Annotated in this window: 18 protein-coding genes; 7 read left to right on the forward strand and 11 right to left on the reverse strand. The window is 72.1% G+C overall.

Annotated elements, in window-relative coordinates:
• Position 1: 1 nt before the first annotated feature.
• From guaB to ABZX96_RS24905, 3 genes are all read right to left on the reverse strand, one after another.
• Positions 2 to 1504, reverse strand: coding sequence for an IMP dehydrogenase (gene guaB, locus ABZX96_RS24895; protein WP_355548427.1), 1503 nt, complete (start codon positions 1502 to 1504; stop codon positions 2 to 4).
• Between the two features lie 274 nt (positions 1505 to 1778).
• Entirely contained in the window at positions 1779 to 2354 is a 576-nt protein-coding gene (locus ABZX96_RS24900) for a sigma-70 family RNA polymerase sigma factor (RefSeq protein WP_355548430.1), read from the reverse strand.
• A gap of 472 nt (positions 2355 to 2826) precedes the next feature.
• Positions 2827 to 3438, reverse strand: a complete 612-nt coding sequence (locus ABZX96_RS24905) for a response regulator transcription factor (RefSeq protein WP_003948568.1) — start codon at positions 3436 to 3438, stop codon at positions 2827 to 2829.
• A gap of 376 nt (positions 3439 to 3814) precedes the next feature.
• Between ABZX96_RS24905 and ABZX96_RS24910 the strand changes: the two genes are divergently transcribed.
• Entirely contained in the window at positions 3815 to 4144 is a 330-nt protein-coding gene (locus tag ABZX96_RS24910; protein WP_355548433.1) for a WhiB family transcriptional regulator, read from the forward strand.
• Between the two features lie 326 nt (positions 4145 to 4470).
• Here ABZX96_RS24910 and ABZX96_RS24915 read toward each other — a convergent pair whose 3' ends face one another.
• Positions 4471 to 5382, reverse strand: coding sequence for a LysR family transcriptional regulator (locus ABZX96_RS24915; protein ID WP_355548436.1), 912 nt, complete (start codon positions 5380 to 5382; stop codon positions 4471 to 4473).
• 80 nt (positions 5383 to 5462) lie between these two features.
• Between ABZX96_RS24915 and ABZX96_RS24920 the strand changes: the two genes are divergently transcribed.
• Both ABZX96_RS24920 and ABZX96_RS24925 read left to right on the forward strand, forming a co-directional pair.
• A complete protein-coding gene (locus tag ABZX96_RS24920; RefSeq protein WP_355548439.1) occupies positions 5463 to 6134 on the forward strand; it encodes an MOSC domain-containing protein in 672 nt (223 codons plus the stop codon).
• Positions 6135 to 6216: 82 nt separating this feature from the next.
• Complete coding sequence (locus ABZX96_RS24925) at positions 6217 to 6990, forward strand: SDR family oxidoreductase (RefSeq protein ID WP_355548442.1); 774 nt, start codon at positions 6217 to 6219, stop codon at positions 6988 to 6990.
• 503 nt (positions 6991 to 7493) lie between these two features.
• Here the strand turns inward: ABZX96_RS24925 and ABZX96_RS24930 are convergent.
• A complete protein-coding gene (locus ABZX96_RS24930; protein WP_355548445.1) occupies positions 7494 to 9584 on the reverse strand; it encodes a DUF2264 domain-containing protein in 2091 nt (696 codons plus the stop codon).
• 424 nt (positions 9585 to 10008) lie between these two features.
• On the opposite strand from ABZX96_RS24930, the gene ABZX96_RS24935 reads away from it, so the two are divergent.
• On the forward strand, positions 10009 to 10995 hold the full coding sequence (locus tag ABZX96_RS24935) for a hydroxyacid dehydrogenase (RefSeq protein ID WP_355548536.1): 987 nt from the start codon (positions 10009 to 10011) through the stop codon (positions 10993 to 10995).
• A 236-nt stretch (positions 10996 to 11231) separates the two neighbouring features.
• Here ABZX96_RS24935 and groL read toward each other — a convergent pair whose 3' ends face one another.
• Together groL and groES are read right to left on the reverse strand one after the other, a co-directional pair.
• A complete protein-coding gene (gene groL / locus ABZX96_RS24940; RefSeq protein ID WP_355548448.1) occupies positions 11232 to 12854 on the reverse strand; it encodes a chaperonin GroEL in 1623 nt (540 codons plus the stop codon).
• A gap of 94 nt (positions 12855 to 12948) precedes the next feature.
• The gene (gene groES / locus ABZX96_RS24945; protein WP_019329594.1) at positions 12949 to 13257 is read right to left on the reverse strand and encodes a co-chaperone GroES; all 309 of its coding nucleotides are present in this window, start codon (positions 13255 to 13257) and stop codon (positions 12949 to 12951) included.
• Positions 13258 to 13957: 700 nt separating this feature from the next.
• Between groES and ABZX96_RS24950 the strand changes: the two genes are divergently transcribed.
• The 3 genes from ABZX96_RS24950 to ABZX96_RS24960 all read left to right on the forward strand — a co-directional run bounded on the left by ABZX96_RS24950 (position 13958) and on the right by ABZX96_RS24960 (position 18834).
• The gene (locus ABZX96_RS24950) at positions 13958 to 15319 is read left to right on the forward strand and encodes an FtsW/RodA/SpoVE family cell cycle protein (protein WP_355548539.1); all 1362 of its coding nucleotides are present in this window, start codon (positions 13958 to 13960) and stop codon (positions 15317 to 15319) included.
• Positions 15320 to 15551: 232 nt separating this feature from the next.
• Positions 15552 to 16736 carry a class I SAM-dependent methyltransferase gene (locus tag ABZX96_RS24955; RefSeq protein WP_355548451.1) on the forward strand — a complete coding sequence of 395 codons (1185 nt, stop codon included), beginning with the start codon at positions 15552 to 15554 and terminating at the stop codon, positions 16734 to 16736.
• Positions 16737 to 16881: 145 nt separating this feature from the next.
• Positions 16882 to 18834 (forward strand): ATP-binding protein, encoded by a 1953-nt coding sequence (locus tag ABZX96_RS24960; RefSeq protein ID WP_355548454.1) that lies wholly within the window; start codon positions 16882 to 16884, stop codon positions 18832 to 18834.
• 8 nt (positions 18835 to 18842) lie between these two features.
• Here the strand turns inward: ABZX96_RS24960 and ABZX96_RS24965 are convergent, their stop codons facing one another.
• The 4 genes from ABZX96_RS24965 to ABZX96_RS24980 form a co-directional block, all read right to left on the reverse strand.
• A complete protein-coding gene (locus ABZX96_RS24965) occupies positions 18843 to 19298 on the reverse strand; it encodes an ATP-binding protein (RefSeq protein WP_355548457.1) in 456 nt (151 codons plus the stop codon).
• 284 nt (positions 19299 to 19582) lie between these two features.
• Complete coding sequence (locus tag ABZX96_RS24970) at positions 19583 to 20170, reverse strand: Clp protease N-terminal domain-containing protein (protein ID WP_355548460.1); 588 nt, start codon at positions 20168 to 20170, stop codon at positions 19583 to 19585.
• Between the two features lie 205 nt (positions 20171 to 20375).
• Positions 20376 to 20939 (reverse strand): WHG domain-containing protein, encoded by a 564-nt coding sequence (locus ABZX96_RS24975; RefSeq protein ID WP_355548463.1) that lies wholly within the window; start codon positions 20937 to 20939, stop codon positions 20376 to 20378.
• Complete coding sequence (locus ABZX96_RS24980) at positions 20932 to 21765, reverse strand: alpha/beta hydrolase (protein ID WP_355548466.1); 834 nt, start codon at positions 21763 to 21765, stop codon at positions 20932 to 20934. Before ABZX96_RS24980 ends, ABZX96_RS24975 begins: the two co-directional genes overlap by 8 nt.
• Between the last annotated feature and the right edge of the window lie 43 nt (positions 21766 to 21808).

Here is a 21808-nt window from a genome sequence, read left to right on the forward strand (position 1 = left end):
CTCACCGGCGCGAGTAGTTCGGGGCCTCGGTGGTCATCTGGATGTCGTGCGGGTGGCTCTCCTTGAGGCCCGCCGCCGTGATCCGGACGAAACGGCCCTTCTCCTTGAGCTCCTGGATGTCGGCCGAGCCGACGTAGCCCATGGAGGCGCGCAGGCCGCCGACGAGCTGGTGGGCCACCGAGCCGAGCGGGCCGCGGTAGGGCACCTGGCCCTCGATGCCCTCGGGGACGAGCTTGTCCTCGGAGAGCACGTTGTCCTGGAAGTAACGGTCCTTCGAGAACGACTTCGCCTGGCCGCGGGACTGCATCGCGCCCAGCGAGCCCATGCCCCGGTAGGACTTGAACTGCTTGCCGTTGATGAAGACCATCTCGCCCGGCGACTCCTCGCAGCCGGCCAGCAGCGAGCCCAGCATGACGGTGTCCGCGCCGGCCGCGATGGCCTTGGCGATGTCGCCGGAGTACTGGAGGCCGCCGTCACCGATCAGCGGCACCCCGGCCGCGTGCGCCGCCTGCGCCGCCTCGTAGATCGCGGTGACCTGCGGAACGCCGACGCCGGCGACCACGCGGGTGGTGCAGATCGAGCCCGGGCCGACACCGACCTTGATGCCGTCCGCGCCCGCGTCGATCAGCGCCTGGGCGCCGTCACGGGTGGCGACGTTGCCGCCGACCACGTCGACCGCGATGTTGGACTTGACCTTGGCGATCATGTCGAGGATGCCCCGGCTGTGGCCGTGCGCGCTGTCCACGACCAGGAAGTCGGCCCCGGCCTCCACCAGCGCCTGCGCCCGCTCGTACGCCTCGGCGCCCACGCCCACCGCGGCACCGACGATCAGGCGGCCCTCGGCGTCCTTGGCGGCGTTCGGGTACTGCTCGGCCTTGACGAAGTCCTTGACGGTGATCAGGCCCTTGAGCACGCCCGCGTCGTCGACCAGCGGCAGCTTCTCGATCTTGTGGCGGCGCAGCAGCGCCATCGCGTCCTCGCCGGAGATCCCGACCGTGCCGGTCACCAGCGGCATCGGCGTCATGACCTCGCGGACCTGACGGGTGCGGTCCATCTCGAAGGCCATGTCACGGTTGGTGACGATGCCCAGCAGCTTGCCCGCCGCGTCGGTCACCGGCACACCGCTGATCCGGAACTTCGCGCACAGCGCGTCCGCCTCGTTGAGCGTGGCCTCCGGCCGGACCGTGATCGGGTCGGTCACCATGCCGGACTCCGACCGCTTGACCAGGTCGACCTGGTTGGCCTGGTCCTCGATGGAGAGGTTGCGGTGCAGCACGCCGACGCCGCCCTGACGCGCCATGGCGATGGCCATCCGGGACTCGGTGACCTTGTCCATGGCCGCGGACAGCAGCGGGATGTTCACCCGCACGTTCCGCGACACCCGGGACGCGGTGCTCACGGCGTTGGGCAGCACCTCCGACGCGCCGGGCAGCAGCAGGACGTCGTCGTAGGTCAGGCCCAGCATCGCGAATTTGGCGGGCATACCGTCGACGTTGTCAGTCATGACTTCTTCCCCAATGCTCTTGCCTCAGCGCGGACTCCCATGCTAACGGCCTGTGGGAGTGTCTGATTCCACGGCCGATGAGGGTCTCGTCACTCGTACGTTCCTACGGACATGCGATCTTTCTTACGAACATCCGGTCGCAAGGCCGTCAACGGGCCGCAGAAGCGGGCGCCGAAGAAACAGAGGCCGAGGACCGGACACACGACCGGCCCTCACCCGGTCCTCGCCCGGTCCTCACTGACGAACCCGGCGAAACACCCGCGCACCGCCCGCCTCACTGCTCGGCCAGGGCCCGCAGCCTGCTCAGCGCCCGGTGCTGAGCGACCCGTACAGCGCCCGGCGACATGCCCAGCATCTGGCCGGTCTCCTCGGCGGTCAGGCCCACCGCGACCCGCAGCAGCACCAGCTCGCGCTGGTTCTCCGGCAGGCTCGCGAGAAGCTTCTTGGCCCACGCGGCGTCGCTGCTCAGCAGCGCCCGCTCCTCCGGGCCCAGCGAGTCGTCCGGCTGCTCGGGCATCTCGTCCGAGGGCACGGCGGTACTGCCGGGCCCGCGCATCGCGGCCCGCTGGAGGTCGGCGACCTTGTGGGCGGCGATGGCGAAGACGAACGCCTCGAAGGGCTTCCCGGTGTCCCGGTAGCGGGGCAGCGCGCACAGCACCGCCACGCAGACCTCCTGCGCCAGGTCTTCGACGAAGTGCCGCGCGTCGCCGGGCAGCCGCGACAGCCGCGTACGGCAGTAGCGCAGGGCCAGCGGGTGGACGTGGGCCAGCAGGTCGTGCGTGGCCCGCCGGTCGCCTTCGACGGCTCGTGCGACGAGACCGCCGATCCCCTGTGTCCCGTCATCGCGCATCGGTCCATGGTGCCTTGGCACGCCGCGATCCGCGGCATCAGGTGCGCACTTGTGCATGGAAGCGTTATGCGCGGCAGGTGCGCCGGCTGTCATCTCCTGCGCCCTCCCCTCGCGCCCGACCGGCCCGTCCCCGAGGAACTCCATACGTCAAGGATGCGGCACCGGCGGACGAATTGATGAGCCGCTGCACGCGAGAGGCTGCCGGACACTCCCGTGCCCCACCCGTCACGGGACCGGCGGGACGGCGCGACACCCCGCCCCACCAGCACTCACGGCAGTCCGGTACGGCTCCGCTGTAAGCCCCGCCACCTCTTCCGGGACGAGGGCGGCGGCGCCCGGCGGGCGGCCCGGGGCCGCGCCCGGCCGCACGGCGGGACGCCCTCCCCGCGGCGGCCCCGCGGGAACGGTCCAGGGGTCCGACGGACGCCCGGACCGGGCCGCGCTGCGCGGGAGGGGCGGCGGACCGGCACATCTAGCGGACCAGGCCCCAGCGGAAACCCAGCGCCACGGCGTGTGCCCGGTCGGACGCGCCCAGCTTCTTGAACAGGCGCCGGGCGTGGGTCTTGACCGTGTCCTCGGACAGGAACAGCTCGCGGCCGATCTCCGCGTTGGAGCGGCCGTGGCTCATGCCCTCCAGCACCTGGATCTCCCGCGCGGTGAGCGTCGGCGCGGCGCCCATCTCGGCGGACCGCAGTCGGCGCGGCGCCAGCCGCCACGTCGGGTCCGCGAGCGCCTGGGTGACCGTGGCCCGCAGCTCCGCGCGCGAGGCGTCCTTGTGCAGGTAGCCGCGGGCGCCGGCGGCGACCGCCAGCGCGACCCCGTCCAGATCCTCGGCGACCGTGAGCATGATGATCCGGGCCCCAGGGTCGGCGGACAGCAGCCGGCGCACCGTCTCCACTCCGCCGAGCCCGGGCATCCGTACGTCCATCAAAATCAGGTCGGACCGATCGGCACCCCAGCGGCGGAGGACTTCCTCGCCGTTGGCCGCCGTCGTCACACGCTCCACACCGGGCACGGTCGCGACCGCGCGGCGGAGCGCCTCTCGGGCAAGCGGGGAGTCGTCACAGACGAGGACGGATGTCATGGCCGTCCTCCGCAGCTGATGCGCGTCACCTTGAGCCTCCAGGCTGGTACGTATCGTCACCTGAGCGATTGACGGCCTCGGACACCTGCCCGAGGACTGCTCCACCAACCGCCTCCGCACTCTCAACGATGGTCACTCGAAAGAGTTACGGGTCGGGCAGCCGCTTTCGACACTCTACGTGAGGGCGCGAACACGCAGAAGACAGGGTGGCGACTCGACCCCACCTGTCGAAGCTATGCCCTATTTGGTGGCTTTTCTTTCTTTTTCATGGTGTCTATGGCTAGATTCGCAATGAGTCATATTTACATCTACTTCGACAGTAGATGTACGGTCGTGAGCACCGAGCCCTATACAGCACCGCTTGAGGGGACTAGTAATGGCAGATTTCTCCCGCCTTCCGGGCCCGAACGCAGATCTGTGGGACTGGCAGTTGCTCGCCGCCTGCCGCGGTGTGGACAGTTCGCTCTTCTTCCATCCGGAGGGCGAACGCGGGGCGGCCCGAAGCGCGCGCGAGACCTCGGCGAAAGAGGTGTGCATGCGGTGCCCCGTGCGGGCCCAGTGCGCCGCGCACGCGCTGGCGGTCCGCGAGCCTTACGGGGTGTGGGGCGGCCTGACCGAGGACGAACGCGAGGAACTGATGGGCCGGGCCCGTCACCGTCTGGTACCGGCGGGCGCGGGCCGGGGACCGGAGGCCGCGTCGGCGTGAGGGGACGCGGGATCGGAGCTTCGGTACGGAGCTTCCGGAGGAGACGCGGAGGCGGGGCTCCGGCGAGGGGCTTTCGAGGGAGACGCGGGGTCGGGGCTCCGCGGACGGCCTGCCGAAGAAGACGCGGGCGCCCGCACGTCCGTCGGCGGTGGTTGCCCGCACGCCCGTCGGACGTACCTAGGTAGGCGCGCGCTCGTCGGCGTCACCGGGCGCGGGAAGGCGGCATCCGCGCGCTCGTCAGCGTCATGAGGAGGCGGGGAGGCTCCCCCGCACGCTCGTCAGCGTCACCAGGAGGGAAAAGCCGGCACCCGCGCCCCCTCGGGCGGTCAGCGGCGGGCCGCCTCCGCGAGGTGGTCGAGCATCGCCTCCACCGCGGGCACCCGCGCCAGGTCCGGCAGCGTCAGCGCGACGATCTCCCGCTGCACGGCGGGCTCCATCGTGATCGCCACCGCCCCCTTGGCGCGTACGGACTCCAGCGTCAGCTCGGGCAGCGCCGCGACCCCGAGACCCGCGCCGACCAGGCCGATCACCGCGGGGTAGTCGTCGGTGGCGAAGTCGATGCGCGGGGTGAACCCGGCGTTCTCGCAGACCTCCACCAGGTGCCGGCGGCAGCGGGGGCAGCCCGCGATCCACGGTTCGTCGGCCAGCTCGGCGATGTCGGCCTTGGCCGCGTCCGCCAGCCGGTGGCCTTCGGGAACGAGTCCCACCAGCCGGTCCGCCAGAAGAGGGCGGACGACCAGGTCGTCCCACTCGGCCTCGGCGGCCGGGTCGGCGCCCCGTACGTCGGGGTAGCGGAAGGCGACCGCGATCTCACAGTCGCCGTTGCGCAGCATCTCCACCGAGCGCGGCGGCTCGGCCTCCACCAGGGACACCCGCGTGCCCGGGTGCGCCGCGCGCATCGCGGCGAGCGCGGTGGGGACGAGTTGCGAGCTGCCGGACGGGAAGGACACCAGGCGCACCCGGCCGGCCCGCAGCCCGGCGATGGCGGCGACCTCCTCCTCGGCGGCGGTGAGCCCCGCCAGGATGCCGACGGCGTGCCGCAGCAGCGCGTCCCCGGCCTGCGTCAGACGCGTCTCGCGGCCCGTCCGGACGAGCAGGGGGGTGCCCGCCGACTGCTCCAGGGCCTTCATCTGCTGGCTGACGGCGGGCTGGGTGCAGCCCAGTTCCCGTGCGGCGGCGGAGTAGGAACCGGTCCGGGCGACGGCGCGCAGCACGCGCAGGTGGCGGGCCTCGATCATGCTTCGAGCATAAGCGGTGCTTGGGGGCAGCCGGTATTTAACCGATCGACGCTTTGGTCACAGTGTCCTAGCGTCCTGGCATGACGGTTCTACTGGCAGTGAACGCCGGCCGCCTGCGGCCCTCGGAGCACACCGACGCCGCGGACGGCCGGACGGCGATAGACAAGCGGCCCGTGACGGGACCCGTCGCCGTGGCGGCGCCCGGCCCCAAGGGGATCGGCCGCAGCGGCGTGGCGGGCGACACGGTGGGCAACCCCCGGCACCACGGGGGCGACGATCAGGCGGTGTACGCCTACGCCCGGGAGGACCTGGACGACTGGGAACGCGAGCTGGGCCGGGAACTGCCGAACGGCTGCTTCGGCGAGAACCTCACCACCCGCGGACTGGACGTGAGCGGCGCCCGGATCGGCGAACGCTGGCGGATCGGCGCGCGGGCGATCTTGGAGGTCACCTCGCCGCGCATCCCGTGCCAGACGTTCCAGGGCCGGCTCGGCGAGCCGCGCTGGGTCAAGCGCTTCACGGAGGCCGGGGTGCCCGGCGCGTACCTGCGGGTGATCGAACCGGGCGAGATCCAGGCCGGTGACGCCATCGAGGTCGTGCACCGCCCGGCGCACGAGGTGGACATCGCGCTCGCGTTCCGGGCGTCGACCACCGAACGCTCGCTGCTGCCCCGGGTGCTGGCGGCGGGGGACGCGCTGCACCCCGAGCTGCTGGAGAGAGCGCGGAAGTACGTGGACTCCGACGGCAGTTGACCGAGGGGCGCCCGCGGCGCCCGCCCGAAGCCGGCGGGCCCGCGGGTGACCACTCGGATGGAGGTACGGATAGCGTGCCCGTATGACGACTGCACTGATTACGGGAGCGACGGCGGGTATCGGGGCGGCGTTCGCCCGGCGGCTGGCGCGCGGCGGCCACGACGTGGTGCTGGTGGCCCGGAACAAGGACCGGCTGCGCGAGAGCGCGACCGAACTGCACGACCGGCACGGCATCGAGGCCACGACCCTCGTCGCCGACCTGGCCACCGAAGAGGGGATCGCGGCCGTCGAGGCCCGGCTCGCGGACCGCGAGCACCCGGTGGACCTGCTGGTGAACAACGCCGGGTTCGGCAACAAGGGCGAGTACCTGGACGTCCCGATGGCCGACGAACTGGCCATGCTCAAGGTGCACTGCGAGGCGGTGCTGCGGCTGACCACGGAGGCCGTCAAGGGCATGCGGGACCGGCGGCGCGGCGCCGTGATCAACGTCGCCTCGGTGGCGGCCTTCGTCCCGCGCGGCACATACGGGGCGAGCAAGGCGTGGGTCGTGCAGTTCACGCAGGGCGCGGCCCGGGACCTCGCCGGCAGCGGCGTCCGGCTGATGGCGCTGTGCCCCGGCTTCGTCCGCACGGAGTTCCACCAGCGGGCCGGGATGGGCACGGACAACATCCCCTCCTGGATGTGGCTGGACGCCGACAAACTGGTGGACGCCGCAATGAAGGACCTCGCCCGCGGCAAGTCCCTCTCCATCCCCGACCCGCGCTACAAGACACTGACAAGCGTGGCAAAGCTGGTCCCGCGCAACGTCCTGGGCGGCGTCACGTCGCGCACGGGACGCAAGTACGGGCCCAAGTAGGGGGCGCGGGGCGGGAGTGACGGGGGCGGGGCGGCGGTGGCGGCTGTGGGTCGAGGATGACGGGCGGGCGCGCTCACATTTCCAGCCCGTCCGGCGCTTGAGGACAACGCCCCCGGCGTTCACCGGCACCCACGCCACGTCGCAGACGGAACACAAGTACGGGCGGGCGCAAGCAGGGAACGGCGACGGACGGGCGCAGCCCGCACATCCAGCCCGTCCGGCGCTTGAGGACAACGCCCCCGGCGCCCACCGACACCCACATCACCTCGCAGACGAAACACAACCACGAGCCGAAGCAGGGAACCGAAACAGGGAACACGACGACAGCCGGACGCAGCCCGCACATCCAGCCCGTCCGGCGCTTGAGGACAACGCCCCCGGCGTTCACCGGCACCCCAAAACCACCCGCCACCCACACCCCGAAGCGACCCACGTTCCCAGGAACGGACCGACCGGTCGGCCCCCCAACATGGGGAGCCGACCGGTCCCACATAAGCGACGCCTCAGGGCAGCACCCGCACCGCGACGCGTTCCGGGCCGAGGGTCAGGACATGCCCGGTCCCGTCCTGCCAGGTGACCCGTATGTCCGAGCCGGTGACGCCCGAGCCGGTGACCTCCACATCGGCCAGCGCCCGCACGGCCACCGGCGCGTCCTCCGCGGTGAGCGAGGCCAGCGACAGGAAAAGCGCCCCCTCCGCCGCACCGACGGCCCCGTCCAGACACGCCATACGAGAACGCGCCCCAAAGGGCGTGCGGCCCGCCTCCAGGTGGCGCGCGTCCCCGGTGTAACCGCGCACCGGGTGGAGTTGCGCGGTGAGCCCGCCCTCGGTGACGGCCCAGCCGCTCTGGCGTACGGGCGTGCCGAGCGCGGCCCCGGTCACCAGGTGGGCGCGGAGTTCGGCGCGCCCGTGCGCCACCGTGACGGAGAGGACGCGCACGCCGGCGAGCGGCTCCCCGTCCGAACGCCGGGGCGTGTGCGCGGAGGCGGCCCACCCGGGGCCGTGGCCGAGCGGCTCGGCGGGACCGCGAACGGTCCAGGCCGGGCCGTCGGCCGCGCCACCCTTCGCATGGTCGCCGTCCGTCCCCTCGTCCGGACCCTGCGCACCGTCCCCGACCAGCAGGCCGAAGTGGTTGTCCGGAAAGGAATCGACGGCGGGGCCGGAAACGGGCGCGTGGTCGGAAGCACCGGCCCCCTCCTCCCCCACCAGCCAGTCGAGGTCGTCAGGGTGCAGGAGACCGGTCGGGCGCGGGGTCGCCACGGGGCCCGTCCGCGTGGAGTAGGCGAAGCGCCCGTAGTACGGGTCCGGCAGGTCCCAGGGCGCGTTGCTGCCGTGGTTGTGCAACCGCACGAGGCCGTCCGCCGCGGTGGAGTGGACGAGCATCCCCGTCGTCCCCAGCGCCGTGACGGCGTCCGCCGTCTCCGCGGGCAGCGCCTCCTCCGGCTCGTTCCACACCGGATGCGTCGCGGGCACCAGGAGTCCGACGAACCCCTTGGACGCCCAGTAGGGGGAGGCGGGCCCCGAGTACCCCTGGAGGATCGGCCCGTAGGGGCCGTACCAGCCCAGGGAGAGCAGCCCGTCCCGCCCCACGGCACCCCGGTCCAGGAAGTGCCGCAGCGCGCCGGACGCGAGCCGCCGGGTGGCGCCCGGGGCGAGCGGCGTGTGACCGGTCAGCGCGCCGAGCCACGGAGCGGCGGTGGCGGCGAACCGGTACGTGAGCGAGCGCCCGAAGGGCATCGGCGCGCCGTTCGCGTCGAACGTCCGCGTCAGACCGTCGAGTTGGGCGTGCAGCCGCTCCCCGTAGGTGGCCAGCAGCGCGCGGTCCCCCGAGAGGTGCGCGTGCAGGACGGGGTAGAAGTGCAGCGCCCAGCCGTTGTAGTGGTCGAAGGACCGGTTGGCGCCGTCGCTGTACCAGCCGTCGCCCCGGTACCACTCGTCGATGCGGGTCAGCGCCCGGTCGACGGCGGCCTGCGCGCGCGTCGTCTCGATGCCCGCGTCGAGCAGGAAGCCGCCCACGGTGAGGCCGAACAGCCACCAGTTGTTGTCCATCGGGGACGGGCCGAGCGCGGGCAGCAGCCACTCCACGACGCGGGCGCGCACCCCCTCGTCCAGGGTGTCCCACAGCCAGGGCCGGGTCAGCCGCAGCCCCAGGGCGACCGAGGCGGACTCCACGACCGCCTGCTGGGTGCCGGCCATCAGGGGCCAGGAGTCGGGGTGCCCGCCGTCGGCTTCGCGGAGGTCGACCGGGTGCTCGGTCCCCGCGGCGAGCCCGCGCGCGTACCGGGGCAGGTATCCGTGCGGGTCCTCCCCACCGCTGCCCGCGACCCGGAACGCCGCGGCCAGGAACGTCCGCGCGTACCCCTCCAGGCCGTCCGACCGCGCCCCGGACCAACTGGCACGGTGCCCGGGCAGATTGATCAACCCGCCCCGCTCACTGGCGTACGGCGCGACCGCGTCCAGCAGGCCGTCGGCCGCCGCCTCCCAGTGCGCGCGGGTCCACCCGGTGTACGGGCTGAGCTCGCGGTCCTCGGGCGGCAGCGGGAAGGGCACGGATGAGGCACCGGAAGCGTCACCTCCCGCCACGCGCGGCGCCATGGAGGCCGATGAGGCGGACGATAAGGAGACCGACGAGGCGGACGGGACGGAGGAAGAGGGTCGCTGTGCCGAATCGTTCATCAAACTTCCCCTGCGGACTTCGACGCCTCCGCACATCCCCGCGTGTCCGGTTGCCCGGTGCGGAGGAGGGCGGGGCGATGGAGGACGGTACGGACCGAGGCTGTCACGGCAGTTGCCACTGTGACGAGGGGGCACAGTGGGACATAAACGCCGGTACAGGGAACTACGTTGAAACGAAGCTCCGACCACGCCCATCCCCCTTGCTCCCCCGCGGAAAGGACCTCCGCCACCCACCATGCCCCACACCACTGACAACGCCCCCGAGCCCACCACTCCCAACCCCAACCCCGGCCCAGCACCAGCCCCCACCACACCCCCACCCCGCCCCACCCTCCTGCTCGCCATGGGCCCCGGCATCGCCGACCGCCTGCTCCACGACCGCCACCGGGCCCGCCTGACCTCGCTGACCCGCACCAACCCCCACCTGGTCGCCCACGAACTCCCCGCCCCCTCCCCCGAGGTCGCCGCCGCGCTCGCCGCTGCGGAACTCCTCCTCACCTGCTGGGACGCTCCTCCCCTGACCGAACGGGTACTGGCCGCGGCCCCCCGCCTCCGCGCCGTCGTCCACGCCGCGGGTTCCGTCAAGGGACATGTGACGGACGCGTGCTGGGCGCGCGGCATCACCGTCTCCTCGGCCGCCGCGGCCAACGCCCAGCCGGTCGCCGAGTTCACCCTCGCCGCGATCCTGTTCGCCCACAAACGCGTCCTCCGCGCAGCGCACCGTTACCGCACCCGGCGCGCCCCGCACGACTGGCGCGGCGAACCGGACGACGCCGGCAACTACCACCGCACCGTCGGCGTCATCGGCGCCTCCCACATCGGCCGCCGCGTCATCGCGCTCCTCCAGCCCTTCGACCTGGAGGTTCTGCTCCACGACCCGTACGTCGACGCCGCCGAGGCCACCCGCCTGGGCGCCCGCCCCGTCTCCCTGGACGAGCTCTGCGCGTCCTCCGACACCGTCACCGTCCACGCCCCCGAGCTCCCCGCCACCCGCCACCTGCTGGACGCCCGCCGCCTCTCCCTCATGCCGGACGGCGCAACGCTGATCAACACGGCCCGCGGCTCCCTCGTGGACGAGACCGCCCTCCTCCCCGAACTCGTCTCCGGCCGCCTCCACGCCGTCCTCGACGTCACCGACCCCCCGTGCCCGCCCCCGGACTCCCCTCTCTACGACCTCCCGAACGTCCTGCTCACCCCCCACATCGCCGGCTCCCTCGGCACCGAACTCCACCGCATGGCCGACCACGCCCTGGACGAAATCACCCGCTACACCCGGGGCCTCCCCTTCGCCCATCCGGTGCACCGCGAGGAACTGGACCACTCGGCTTGAGCGAGACGGACGCACCGCACCCCCTGGCCCGGAAATCCGCTCACTCGCCCTGCGAGCCCGCCCGCGCACACCCCCACCAACGCCGGAACCCGGTCCCCACATAGTGGGAACCGGGTTCCGTACACACACGTCCGGCGCGGTGGCCTCGTAACGACCAGCCGGGGCGGTCGACGACCAACCCATCGACCGATCAGAACCGGTCGATCAATCGATCAACGCCCCCGCCGCCCGCTCACTCAGTGCGAGTGACCGTGGCCGTGGCCCGCCTCGGGCTCCTCCTCGGCCGGCTTCTCGACGACCAGGGTCTCGGTCGTGAGCAGCAGGGAGGCGATGGAGGCGGCGTTCTCCAGGGCGGAGCGGGTGACCTTGACCGGGTCGATGACGCCGGCCTTCACCAGGTCGCCGTACTCGCCGGTCGCGGCGTTGAAGCCCTGGCCCTTCTCCAGCTCCGCCACCTTGGAGGTGATGACGTAGCCCTCAAGGCCGGCGTTCTCGGCGATCCAGCGCAGCGGCTCGACGGCGGCGCGGCGGACGACGGCGACACCGGTGGCCTCGTCGCCCTCCTTGCCGAGGTTGCCCTCCAGCACCTTGACGGCGTGGACGAGCGCGGAGCCACCACCGGAGACGATGCCCTCCTCGACCGCGGCGCGGGTCGCGGAGATGGCGTCCTCCAGACGGTGCTTCTTCTCCTTGAGCTCGACCTCGGTGGCCGCGCCCACGCGGATGACGCAGACGCCGCCGGCGAGCTTCGCCAGGCGCTCCTGCAGCTTCTCGCGGTCCCAGTCCGAGTCGGTGGTCTCGATCTCGGCCTTGATCTGCGCGACGCGGCCGGCCACGTCCTCGCTGTTGCCACCGCCGTCGACGATGGTGGTGTCGTCCTTGGTGACGGTCACGCGGCGGGCGGTGCCCAGCACGTCCAGACCGGCCTGGTCGAGCTTGAGGCCGACCTCCTCGGCGATGACGGTGGCACCGGTGAGGGTGGCCATGTCGCCGAGCATCGCCTTGCGGCGGTCACCGAAGCCGGGGGCCTTGACGGCCACCGCGTTGAAGGTGCCGCGGATCTTGTTGACGACGAGGGTGGAGAGCGCCTCGCCCTCGACGTCCTCGGCGATGATCAGCAGCGGCTTGCTGGCGCCGGCCTGGATGATCTTCTCCAGCAGCGGCAGCAGGTCCTGGATCGCGGAGATCTTGCCCTGGTGGATGAGGATGTAGGGGTCCTCCAGGACGGCTTCCATGCGCTCCTGGTCGGTGACCATGTACGGCGACAGGTAGCCCTTGTCGAAGGCCATGCCCTCGGTGAAGTCCAGCTCCAGGCCGAAGGTGTTGGACTCCTCGACGGTGATGACACCGTCCTTGCCGACCTTGTCCATCGCCTCGGCGATCAGCTCGCCGACCTGCTTGTCCTGGGCGGACAGGGCGGCGACGGCGGCGATGTCGGACTTCTCGTCGATGGGACGGGCGGTCGCGAGCAGGTCGTCGGAGACGGCCTTGACCGCGGCGTCGATGCCCTTCTTCAGGGCGGCCGGGGAGGCGCCGGCGGCGACGTTGCGCAGGCCCTCGCGGACCAGCGCCTGGGCCAGGACGGTCGCGGTGGTGGTGCCGTCACCCGCGATGTCGTTGGTCTTGGTCGCCACCTCCTTGACGAGCTGGGCGCCCAGGTTCTCGTAGGGGTCGTCGACCTCGACCTCACGGGCGATGGTGACACCGTCGTTGGTGATGGTCGGGGCGCCGAACTTCTTGTCGATGACGACGTTGCGACCGCGGGGGCCGATCGTCACCTTGACCGTGTCGGCCAGCTTGTTGACACCGCGCTCAAGGGCGCGACGGGCGTCCTCGTCGAACTTCAGGATCTTCGCCATGAGTTGCTTCAAGTCCTCTCAAACGAACTGCGCCCCGGGCGCCCGGTGTTGAAAACGCGGGTACCAGGGGCGCAGATCACATCAAACGGGTGAATTACTTCTCGACGATCGCGAGAACGTCGCGAGCCGAGAGGACGAGGTACTCCTCGCCGTTGTACTTCACCTCGGTGCCGCCGTACTTGCTGTAGAGCACGACGTCACCGACGGACACGTCGAGCGGAAGGCGGTTGCCGTCCTCGAAGCGGCCCGGACCCACGGCCAGGACGACGCCCTCCTGGGGCTTCTCCTTGGCAGTGTCCGGAATGACCAGGCCAGAGGCCGTGGTCTGCTCGGCGTCCAGCGGCTGGACCACGATGCGGTCCTCAAGCGGCTTGATGGCAACCTTGGAGCTGGCGGTCGTCACGATCCGACCTCCCCCTTCGGAGATCTCACGGGGCTAATGTCTCAGGTGGCGGCCAGGTCGATCCGTCGTCGCGGGTGCCGGATCTGCCCGTCGCTGTAGTTGGCACTCCCCGGTGGAGAGTGCCAACGCCGAGACTATGACGCGGTTAGCACTCGGTCAAGCGGAGTGCCAGCGTGTCTGCGGGGCCCGTCTTCCGGCCTTCGGCGCTCTCCCTCATGGCGTTTTACGTCTTTTCGGCTTTGCGGCGGCTTCGCGGAGTGCCGGCGCCGGGGCCGGGCAATGGCCGCCCTTTCGGCGGTGCCGAGCGTCCGCCTCATACCCCGTAAAGGCCCGGAAAGCCGGGAAAACATCGGGCGAGACGGGGAAGGCCGGGGACGGCGCAGAGAATCCGAAGGGGGAAGCCGGCACCACGATCCCGCGCATGCGAACCGCCGGGCCACCGCGCCACACACCCGAAGGCCGCCGCGGTGCCCCACCAAACAGAAAGGCCGAAATACCCGAGGCGGAAACCCCCGACCGGAAGTCACCCTTCGTGAGTGCCTCACCACCCATGGCAGGGAAGGGCAACTCAGTTCGATCGGGTCTCGTCTATCCCTTCGATCGCCATCACCCCGGCGGCCCCAGCAACGACGGAGGAACCGTGCGCGGACTGACGAACCCGCTCAGCGTCGGTGGGGAGGTCGACGCGGCCGAGCGCACCATGACCTTCGCCGCCCTCGCCCAGGCGCCCAACCGGCGCCGCACCGAGGCGTGGCTCCTCCTCTTCGCGTTCCTGATCACGATGTTCGGCTACGTCAGCGCCGGTCTGGCCATGACCGGCCGGCTGCCGGAGGGACTGCCCGCCTTCACCGCCGTCGTGTTCTTCATGGCGCTCGCGCCCCATCTGGTCGTCCGCCGCTTCGCGCCGCGCGCCGACCCGCTGATCCTGCCGCTGGCCACGCTGCTGAGCGGGCTGGGGCTGGTGCTGCTGTACCGGCTCGACCTGATCTACGAGAAGCGGCCCCGACTGCCGGACCCCGCCGTGTCGGGCCAGATGGTGTGGACCGTGCTCGGGCTGGTGGCCTGCGCCGGTGTGCTGATCCTGCTCAAGGACCACCGGCTGCTCCAGCGCTACATGTACCTGACGATGGCGGTGGCGCTGGTCCTGCTGATGGCGCCGGCGTTCTTCCCCGGCGACACCTTCGGCGCCAAGCGGTGGATCCTGCTGGGGCCGCTGTCGCTCCAACCGGGTGAATTCGTGAAAGTCGCGATCGCGGTCTTCTTCGCCGGCTACCTGGCCGCGAACCGGGACGCGCTGGCGCTGGCGGGCCGCCGGGTCCTGGGCGTGCGGCTGCCTCCGGGCCGGCAGCTCGCGCCGATCCTCACCATCTGGGTCGTCAGCCTGCTCGTCCTGGTCTTCGAGCGCGACCTCGGCACCTCGCTGATCTTCTTCGGCGTCTTCGTGATCATGCTGTACATGGCCACCGAGCGGACGAGCTGGGTGCTGTGCGGCCTGAGCCTGGCGGCGGCGGGCGCGGCCGTGGTCGGCTCGATCGAACCGCACGTCAAAGGCCGGGTGGTGGCCTGGCTGCACCCGATGGACATCTACCTCCCCAAGGAGCAGCGCCCCAAGGGGCTGATCTCCGAGCAGGCCGCCGAGGCGCTGTTCAGCTTCGGCAGCGGCGGGGTCGGCGGCACCGGCCTCGGCCAGGGCCACCCGGAACTCGTCGGCTTCGCGGGCAACAGCGACTTCATCCTCACCACCGTCGGCGAGGAACTGGGCCTCGCCGGCCTGATGGCCGTCCTGCTGCTGTACGCCCTGCTGGCCCAGCGCGGCCTGCGCACCGCGCTCACCGCCCGCGACTCGTTCGGCAAGCTGCTCGCGGTCGGGCTGTCCAGCGCGCTCGTCCTCCAGGTGTTCGTCGTCGGCGGCGGCGTCACCGGCCTGATCCCGCTGACGGGCAAGGCCCTGCCGTTCCTCGCGAAGGGCGGCTCGTCCCTCGTCGCGAACTGGCTGATGATCGCCCTCCTCCTGCGCATCAGCGACCGCGCCCAGCAGCGCCGCGAGCCCGTCCGCGCGTAGGATCGCGCGCCCGCCCGCATCCTCGTACGGAACGCGCGCCCGCATCCGCGTACGGATAGCCCGCCCGCATCCTCGTACGGATCCGCCCGCCCGCATCCTCGTACGGATCCGCCCGCCCACGTCCTCGCACGGATAGCCCGCCCACGTCCTCGTACCCATCACCCGCCCACATCCGCCTACGGACCGCCCTCCCACAGCTCCGCCGGTTGGCACGCCCTCGCCCTCCCCCACAATGGGCCAGGTGAACGACCTCGAATCCTTCTCCGCGCTGCTCGCTCTCGAAGGGCAGGCGCTGCTCGACGAGCTCCGCGACCACGACCCGGCGGACGAGCTGGCGACCGCGACCCGGCTGCGCCGCGCGCACCCCGCGCCCCTGGTGTCGGCCGCGCTGGGGCAGGCCCGGCTGCGGCAGCGCGCGGTGGCGAAGTTCGGCGAGGACGCGCACCGGATGTACTTCACACCCAACGGCGTGGAGCAGTCCACCCGCACCGCGGTCGCCGCGCACCGGGCCGCCCGGCTCGCCGCGCTGGGCGTACGGTCGCTGGCCGACCTGTGCTGCGGCGTCGGCGGGGACGCCCTGGCGCTGGCGCGCGTCGGCATCCGCGTCCTGGCCGTCGACCGCGACCCGCTGGCCTGCGCGGCGGCACGCGCCAACGCGGACGCGCTCGGGCTGTCGGACCTGATCGAGGTGCGGTGCGCCGACGTGACCGAGGTCGACACCACCGGCTACGACGCGGTGTTCGTGGACCCGGCCCGGCGCGGCGGCCGGGGCGGCCGGATCTTCGACCCGGAGGCGTACTCGCCGCCGCTGTCCTGGGCCGTCCAGGCCGCCCGCACGGCCCGTTACGCGGCCCTCAAGGTCGCCCCCGGCATCCCGCACGAGGCGGTGCCCGAGGACGCCGAGGCGGAGTGGATCTCGGACGCGGGCGACGTGAAGGAGGCCGTCCTGTGGTTCGGCACCGAGCCGGGCGCGCGGACGGCCACCCTCCTGCCCGGCGGTGACCGGCTGATCGGCGCGGGCCTGCCGGACCCCGAGCCGGGCCCGGTGGGCCGCTGGCTGTACGAACCGGACGGCGCGGTCATCCGCGCCCATCTCGTCGCGGACGTGGCCAAGGAGGTCGGCGGCCACCTGATCGACCCCACAATCGCCTACGTCACCGCCGACACCCTCACCCCCACCCCGTACGCCACCGCCTACGAGATCACCGACGTCCTCCCCTTCAACGTCAAGAAACTCCGCGCCCTCCTGCGCGAACGCGAGATCGGCGTCGCCGTCATCAAGAAGCGCGGCTCCGCCGTCGAACCCGACGACCTCCGCAAGAAACTCAAACTCAACGGCCCCCACACCTGCACCGTCTTCCTCACCCGCGCCGCCGGCGCCCCCACGATGCTCCTGGGCCACCCGGCCCCGGCGTGACCCCACCCCCCTTCGCCGAGTGACCCACCGCGCCCACCCCAGTTGAGCAGGAAACCGGGAGGCGCGACGGCTTCCCGTCCACGGCTGTGGACAACCACGGCCGCGCGTCTCCACAGCTGTGGATGAGGGACAGGGGCACGGCGCCATGGTGAAGCTGCCGCTCAAGGTGGGTCAGGAGCATGTCGCGAAGCTCGCGCGCATGCACGACCCGGTCGGAGCCATCGAGGAACTGGTGTGGAACGCGCTCGACGCCGACGCCGAACGCGTCACCGTGGAATTCGAGACGAATCAGCTCGGCGGCATCGAACGGGTGGTGGTGACGGACGACGGCACCGGCATGGCCGCCGAGCGGTGCGCCGAGCACTTCCAGCCCATCGGCACATCGTGGAAGAGGCGCGCGGAGACGAGCCCGGTGAAGAAGCGTGCGCTCCACGGCAAGAACGGGCAGGGGCGGATCCGTGCCTTCGCCCTGGGCAACGAGGTGCGGTGGACCAGCGTGTCGGAAGGAGCGGCCGGACGGCAGCGTGTGGTGATCGAGTCGGACCGCCGGGCGATGCACGAGTTCGACGTGAGTGACGCGGAACCGACGGACGCGCCGACCGGCACCGTCTTCGAGGCCCTCGGCGGCGCCGAGCTGCGGAAGCTGTCGGAGCGCACCGCCGTGACGACGCTCACCGCGGCGCTGGCCCTGCACCTGGAGGCGTACCCGGACATCGAGGTCATCTACGACGGTGAGCGCCTGGACCCGGCCGAACTGCAACCCCACATCGCCGAATACCCCCTCCCCGCGCCAAGCGGCCGGAACGACGACCGGCCACCCCTGCTGAAGATCATCGAGTGGAGCCGCCCGGTTACCCGGGCCCTGATCCTGTGCGATGCGCGGGGCATGTCCCTGGCGCAGCTCAGGCCCGATATCCAAGCCCCGGGATTCCACTTCACGGCGTACCTCTCGTGGTCCGCGTTCGCCGACGAGCCGGGGGACCTGTCCTTGGCCGACTGGGAGCCGGACGGCGCGGTCGCCCGGGTGATCGGCAGCGCCCGGGACCGGATGCGGGCGCATTTCCGGCTCCGTGCCGAGCGGCGGCGGCAGGAGATCGTGCGCGCGTGGCAGGCGGAGGGCATCTACCCGTACCGGGGAGAGCCCGCCGGGCACCGGGAGCGGGCCGAGCGGGAGACGTTCGACACCGTGGCCACCACCGTCGTCAGGCACCTGCCGAACGTGAAGCGGACCCGCAGGATGACGCTCGCCTTCCTTCGCGCCGTGCTGAGCCACGAGCCGGGCGACGTGCTGCGCATCGTCGAGGAGATCTTCGCGCTGACCCGTCAGGAGCATGACGACCTGGCGCGGCTACTGGACCGGACCCCCTTGTCGTCCCTCATCAAGGCCTCGACCCGCGCGACCGGGCGTCTCGACTTCCTGGCCGCGCTGGAGCACCTGGTGTTCGAGCCGGAGTCCCGGAGCCGGCTCAAGGAACGCGCCGCGCTCCACAAGGTGCTGGAGAACGAGTCCTGGGTCTTCGGCGAGGAATACGCGCTCCACGTCAGCGACCGCAGCCTGGAGGAGGTGCTGCGGCAGCACCGCGCCCTGCTGGGCAGGCCGCCGGCCGGAAGCGGGCCCGTACTGCGCGAGGACGGGCGCCGGGGGATCGTCGATCTGATGCTCTCCCGCGCGGCGCGGCAGCGTCAGGGCGAGCGGCATCACCTGGTGGTGGAGCTCAAGCGGCCGAAGGTCGTCCTGGGGATGCCCGAACTCGAACAGATCACCGGCTACGCGGAGGCCGTCATGAGCGACGACCGCTTCCGCGACACCCGCGTGACCTGGGACTTCTGGCTCGTGGGCAACAGCATGAGCAGCACCCTGCGGCAGGTGGCACACCAGCGGGACCGGGTGCCCGGCTGCGCCGTGGAGCACCCTGCCCACCGGGTGTGGGTCCGCACCTGGGGCGAGATCATCCAGGACTGCGAGGAACGGCTGCGCTTCTACCACGACCAGCTCGACTACCAGTCCGCGAACGAGCACGCCACGGACTACCTCATCCGGCAGCACCCCGACGTCGTCCCCGAGCTGATCCCTTCTCCGGCCCGGCCCACTCCCTGACCGGCCCGCTACGCCGTCGCCATCTCGAACCACACCGACTTCGCGTACGGCCCGAGGGGGTCGCCCTCGTCCGTTCCCCATTTGTCGGCCAGCGCCGCCACGATCAGCAGGCCCCGGCCCCAGGTGGTCGGTTCTCCCAGGTCGGGGGCCGGGTAGGGGCGTTCGGCCGAGGTGTCGTGCACGCCGATGCGTACGGTGGAGCGCTCGACGAGGACGCGCAGCATGACCGCGCCGCCGCGCGAGTGCACATAGGCGTTGGTGCTCAGCTCGGACGCGCACACCTTCGCCGCCTCCACGAGGCGGTCCTCCTGGCGGAGCGAGCGGAGGATGCCGCCGACGAAGTCGCGGAAGACGCGCGGCAGCAGCGCGTGCCGGGTGCTCTCGATCGAGAAGACGTAGGGCGGTTGCATCTGGGCGGGGGGACTGCCGGGCGTTCGGCCGTTCGAGGCGTCATCGTTTCCCATGGGTCAACTCCCTCGGGTGAGGCCGCTGTTGTCGCGCTCCACGGTATGTGATCGATCCGTTACGCACAGCGGGTTCGGAGACCGGCTGATGATCGGTGTACACCCGGTGCACACCGGCGCGCGGACGAACGGAGCGGACGGCGCGCGGAACGGCGGCCGATGCACGGACGGCGCACCGTGCGACGCGGGGCCGCGCCCCCGTCGGGCGGTGGCCCGTTCCCGTCAGCCGATGACCCGTTCCCGTCGGCCAACGGCCCTTCCCCGCCGACCAGCGGCCCACCCCGTCAGTCGACAGCCCGCCCCAGGTCGGCGAGGACGCCCGCCCGTACCGCCCGCGCGTCCGTGCCGAGTCGACGGAGGGCGCCCGCCGTGACGGCGTCGCCGTGGCGCAGCACCCCCAGGAGCACATGTGCGGTTTCCACGCCGACGCCCCAGCGTCCGGCGGCCTCGCGCTGCGAGCGTTCCAGCGCCTGCCGGGCGGGCCGCGTGAAGGGGGCCGCTCCCGCCCGGCGTCGCCGTCGAGGCCAGGCGGGCCGTCGGGGCGCACGGGCGGACGGGGCGTCGAGGGCGCCCGGCCCGAAGGCGGCCTCGGCGCGACCGCGCACCACGCCGAGGTCGATGCCCAGCGTGCGGAGGGCCGCCGCGTCCTCGGCGTCCAGGACCCCGTCACCACGGTCGGCCGCGGCGCGGACCGCCGCCCGGCACGCCGTGTGCGTGACACCCAGGCGGCGCAGGGCGGCGGGCGCGTCGGGCTGGGCCGCCAGGCCGAGCAGGAGGTGTTCGGGGCCGGTCCACGCGTGCCCGAGGGACCGCGCCTCCGACTGCGCCCGCACGACGGCGGCCCGCGCCTGAGGGGTGAACAGCTCGAACATGTCGACCTCCTGGCGTGCTTTCCGTGGGCCGTTCGCTGCGGGCCGCCGCGCTCCTGGACACCCCCGATGACTCCAGGCGGCGCGGGGCCCGTTGGAAACGGACGCCTGAGCGCCGTTCCTTGCGTCAAGGTAGGTTGACGCGAAAGGAGATGTCAACAGTGATTGACGCCCAACCGCCTTGCACACATAGCCAGTTGCGGGCCGCTCAGTCGACAGGCTTGGGCAACCCCGCGAGAACCATGCCGATGAGCAGGTCATAGCTCTCGTCCAGGTCCTCCGGCAGGCCGAAACCGCCGGCCGCCTCCAGTACGGCGAAACCGTGCGCGGCCGAACGCAGGCAGCGGGCCGCGTGGATGGCCTGCTCGCCTTCCAGACCGTGCGCCTGGAGGGCGGCGAGGACGACGTCGAGCAGCCGCTGCCCGGCCGCGTCCGCTCCCGGCTCCGACGGGGGTGCCTGGAGGACCACCGCGTAACGGCGCGGGTGTCCCACGACGTACGCGCGGTACGCCCGCATCAGGGAGCGCAGCGCGTCGTCACCGGACCGCCCGAGTACGGCCTCGGCGGCCCGGTCGGTGATCTCGTCCATGACGCGTGCGGAGACCAGCGACCGGAGTTGGGCGAGGTTGCGGACGTGCTTGTAGAGGGAGGGCGGGGCCACGTCGGCCCGGGCGGCGACCTTGGCCAGCGTCAGCGCCTCCGGACCGGCCTCGTCGACGAGTTCCAGGGCGATGGCGACCACGGCCGCGGGGGACAGTCCTGCTCTAGGCACCGGCGTGCTCCTTGAGGAACGGCAGGACGACCTCGGCGACCTGCCCGGGGAACTGGGCGTGCGGGTAGTGGCCGGCGCCGTCGATCATCGCGATGGTGCCGACGCCGGGCGGCATGGCCGCCACGATGCCCTCGGCTTCCCTGCGCGGGTCGGGGAAGTCCGGGTCCCGCGTGCCCATGACCACCAGGGCCGGGCACCGCACGCCGCCGAGCCGGTCCTCGGCGTCGGCGGGCGAGGACCAGGCCATCGCGGCGGCAGCCGCCATCCGCCCGGGGCCCCGCAGCCCCGCCTGCAGCGCCCGCAGGTACGCCTCGAAGTCGTCGGGCCGCGCGCCCGGATACGCGTGCCGCTGGTACGCGCCCCACAGGGAGACGCTGCGGGTGAGCATGGCGCCCGCGATGAGGGCCATGCCTCCGAGGTAGCGCGGGGTCAGGTCCTTCGGGGCGGCTTTCGGGCGGCGGGTCCCGGGGCCGAGCTGGACGACGGCGCGGACGCGTTCCGGGTCGCGGGCCGCCGCGATGGCGACGGCGCCACCCGCGAAGGACGCGCCGACGAGCACCGCGGGCCCGGCGTCCAGGTGGGCGACGAGGGCGAGCAGGTCATCGGCGACATCGGTCCGGGAGTACGAGTCCCAGCCGGTGCTCGACGCGCCGTGGCCGCGCAGGTCGGTGGTCACCACCCGGTGGCCGGCGGCGGCCAGTTCCGGCGCCAGGAAGCGGTAGGCGGCCCGTACGTCACCGAGCCCGGGTGCCAGCACGACGAGCGGCCCGTCGCCGATCACGTCGTAGGCGATGCAGCCACCGCCGGTCTCGAAGTACGTGGTCATGACTCCCCAACCCCTTGGCTACTCTAATTAGCCAAGAAGCTAT

The organism is Streptomyces sp. NPDC003077 (assembly GCF_040611095.1).
In the GTDB taxonomy this organism is placed as follows: Bacteria; Actinomycetota; Actinomycetes; order Streptomycetales; family Streptomycetaceae; genus Streptomyces.

Bases quoted from the DNA above. Each gene is read 5' to 3' on its own strand.
- guaB (WP_355548427.1), bottom strand. From the start codon at position 1,504: ATGACTGACAACGTCGACGGTATGCCCGCCAAATTCGCGATGCTGGGC.
- ABZX96_RS24900 (WP_355548430.1), bottom strand. From the start codon at position 2,354: ATGCGCGATGACGGGACACAGGGGATCGGCGGTCTCGTCGCACGAGCC.
- ABZX96_RS24905 (WP_003948568.1), bottom strand. From the start codon at position 3,438: ATGACATCCGTCCTCGTCTGTGACGACTCCCCGCTTGCCCGAGAGGCG.
- ABZX96_RS24910 (WP_355548433.1), top strand. From the start codon at position 3,815: ATGGCAGATTTCTCCCGCCTTCCGGGCCCGAACGCAGATCTGTGGGAC.
- ABZX96_RS24915 (WP_355548436.1), bottom strand. From the start codon at position 5,382: ATGATCGAGGCCCGCCACCTGCGCGTGCTGCGCGCCGTCGCCCGGACC.
- ABZX96_RS24920 (WP_355548439.1), top strand. From the start codon at position 5,463: ATGACGGTTCTACTGGCAGTGAACGCCGGCCGCCTGCGGCCCTCGGAG.
- ABZX96_RS24925 (WP_355548442.1), top strand. From the start codon at position 6,217: ATGACGACTGCACTGATTACGGGAGCGACGGCGGGTATCGGGGCGGCG.
- ABZX96_RS24930 (WP_355548445.1), bottom strand. From the start codon at position 9,584: ATGGCGCCGCGCGTGGCGGGAGGTGACGCTTCCGGTGCCTCATCCGTG.
- ABZX96_RS24935 (WP_355548536.1), top strand. From the start codon at position 10,009: ATGGGCCCCGGCATCGCCGACCGCCTGCTCCACGACCGCCACCGGGCC.
- groL (WP_355548448.1), bottom strand. From the start codon at position 12,854: ATGGCGAAGATCCTGAAGTTCGACGAGGACGCCCGTCGCGCCCTTGAG.
- ABZX96_RS24950 (WP_355548539.1), top strand. From the start codon at position 13,958: ATGACCTTCGCCGCCCTCGCCCAGGCGCCCAACCGGCGCCGCACCGAG.
- ABZX96_RS24955 (WP_355548451.1), top strand. From the start codon at position 15,552: ATGGGCCAGGTGAACGACCTCGAATCCTTCTCCGCGCTGCTCGCTCTC.
- ABZX96_RS24960 (WP_355548454.1), top strand. From the start codon at position 16,882: ATGGTGAAGCTGCCGCTCAAGGTGGGTCAGGAGCATGTCGCGAAGCTC.
- ABZX96_RS24965 (WP_355548457.1), bottom strand. From the start codon at position 19,298: ATGGGAAACGATGACGCCTCGAACGGCCGAACGCCCGGCAGTCCCCCC.
- ABZX96_RS24970 (WP_355548460.1), bottom strand. From the start codon at position 20,170: ATGTTCGAGCTGTTCACCCCTCAGGCGCGGGCCGCCGTCGTGCGGGCG.
- ABZX96_RS24980 (WP_355548466.1), bottom strand. From the start codon at position 21,765: ATGACCACGTACTTCGAGACCGGCGGTGGCTGCATCGCCTACGACGTG.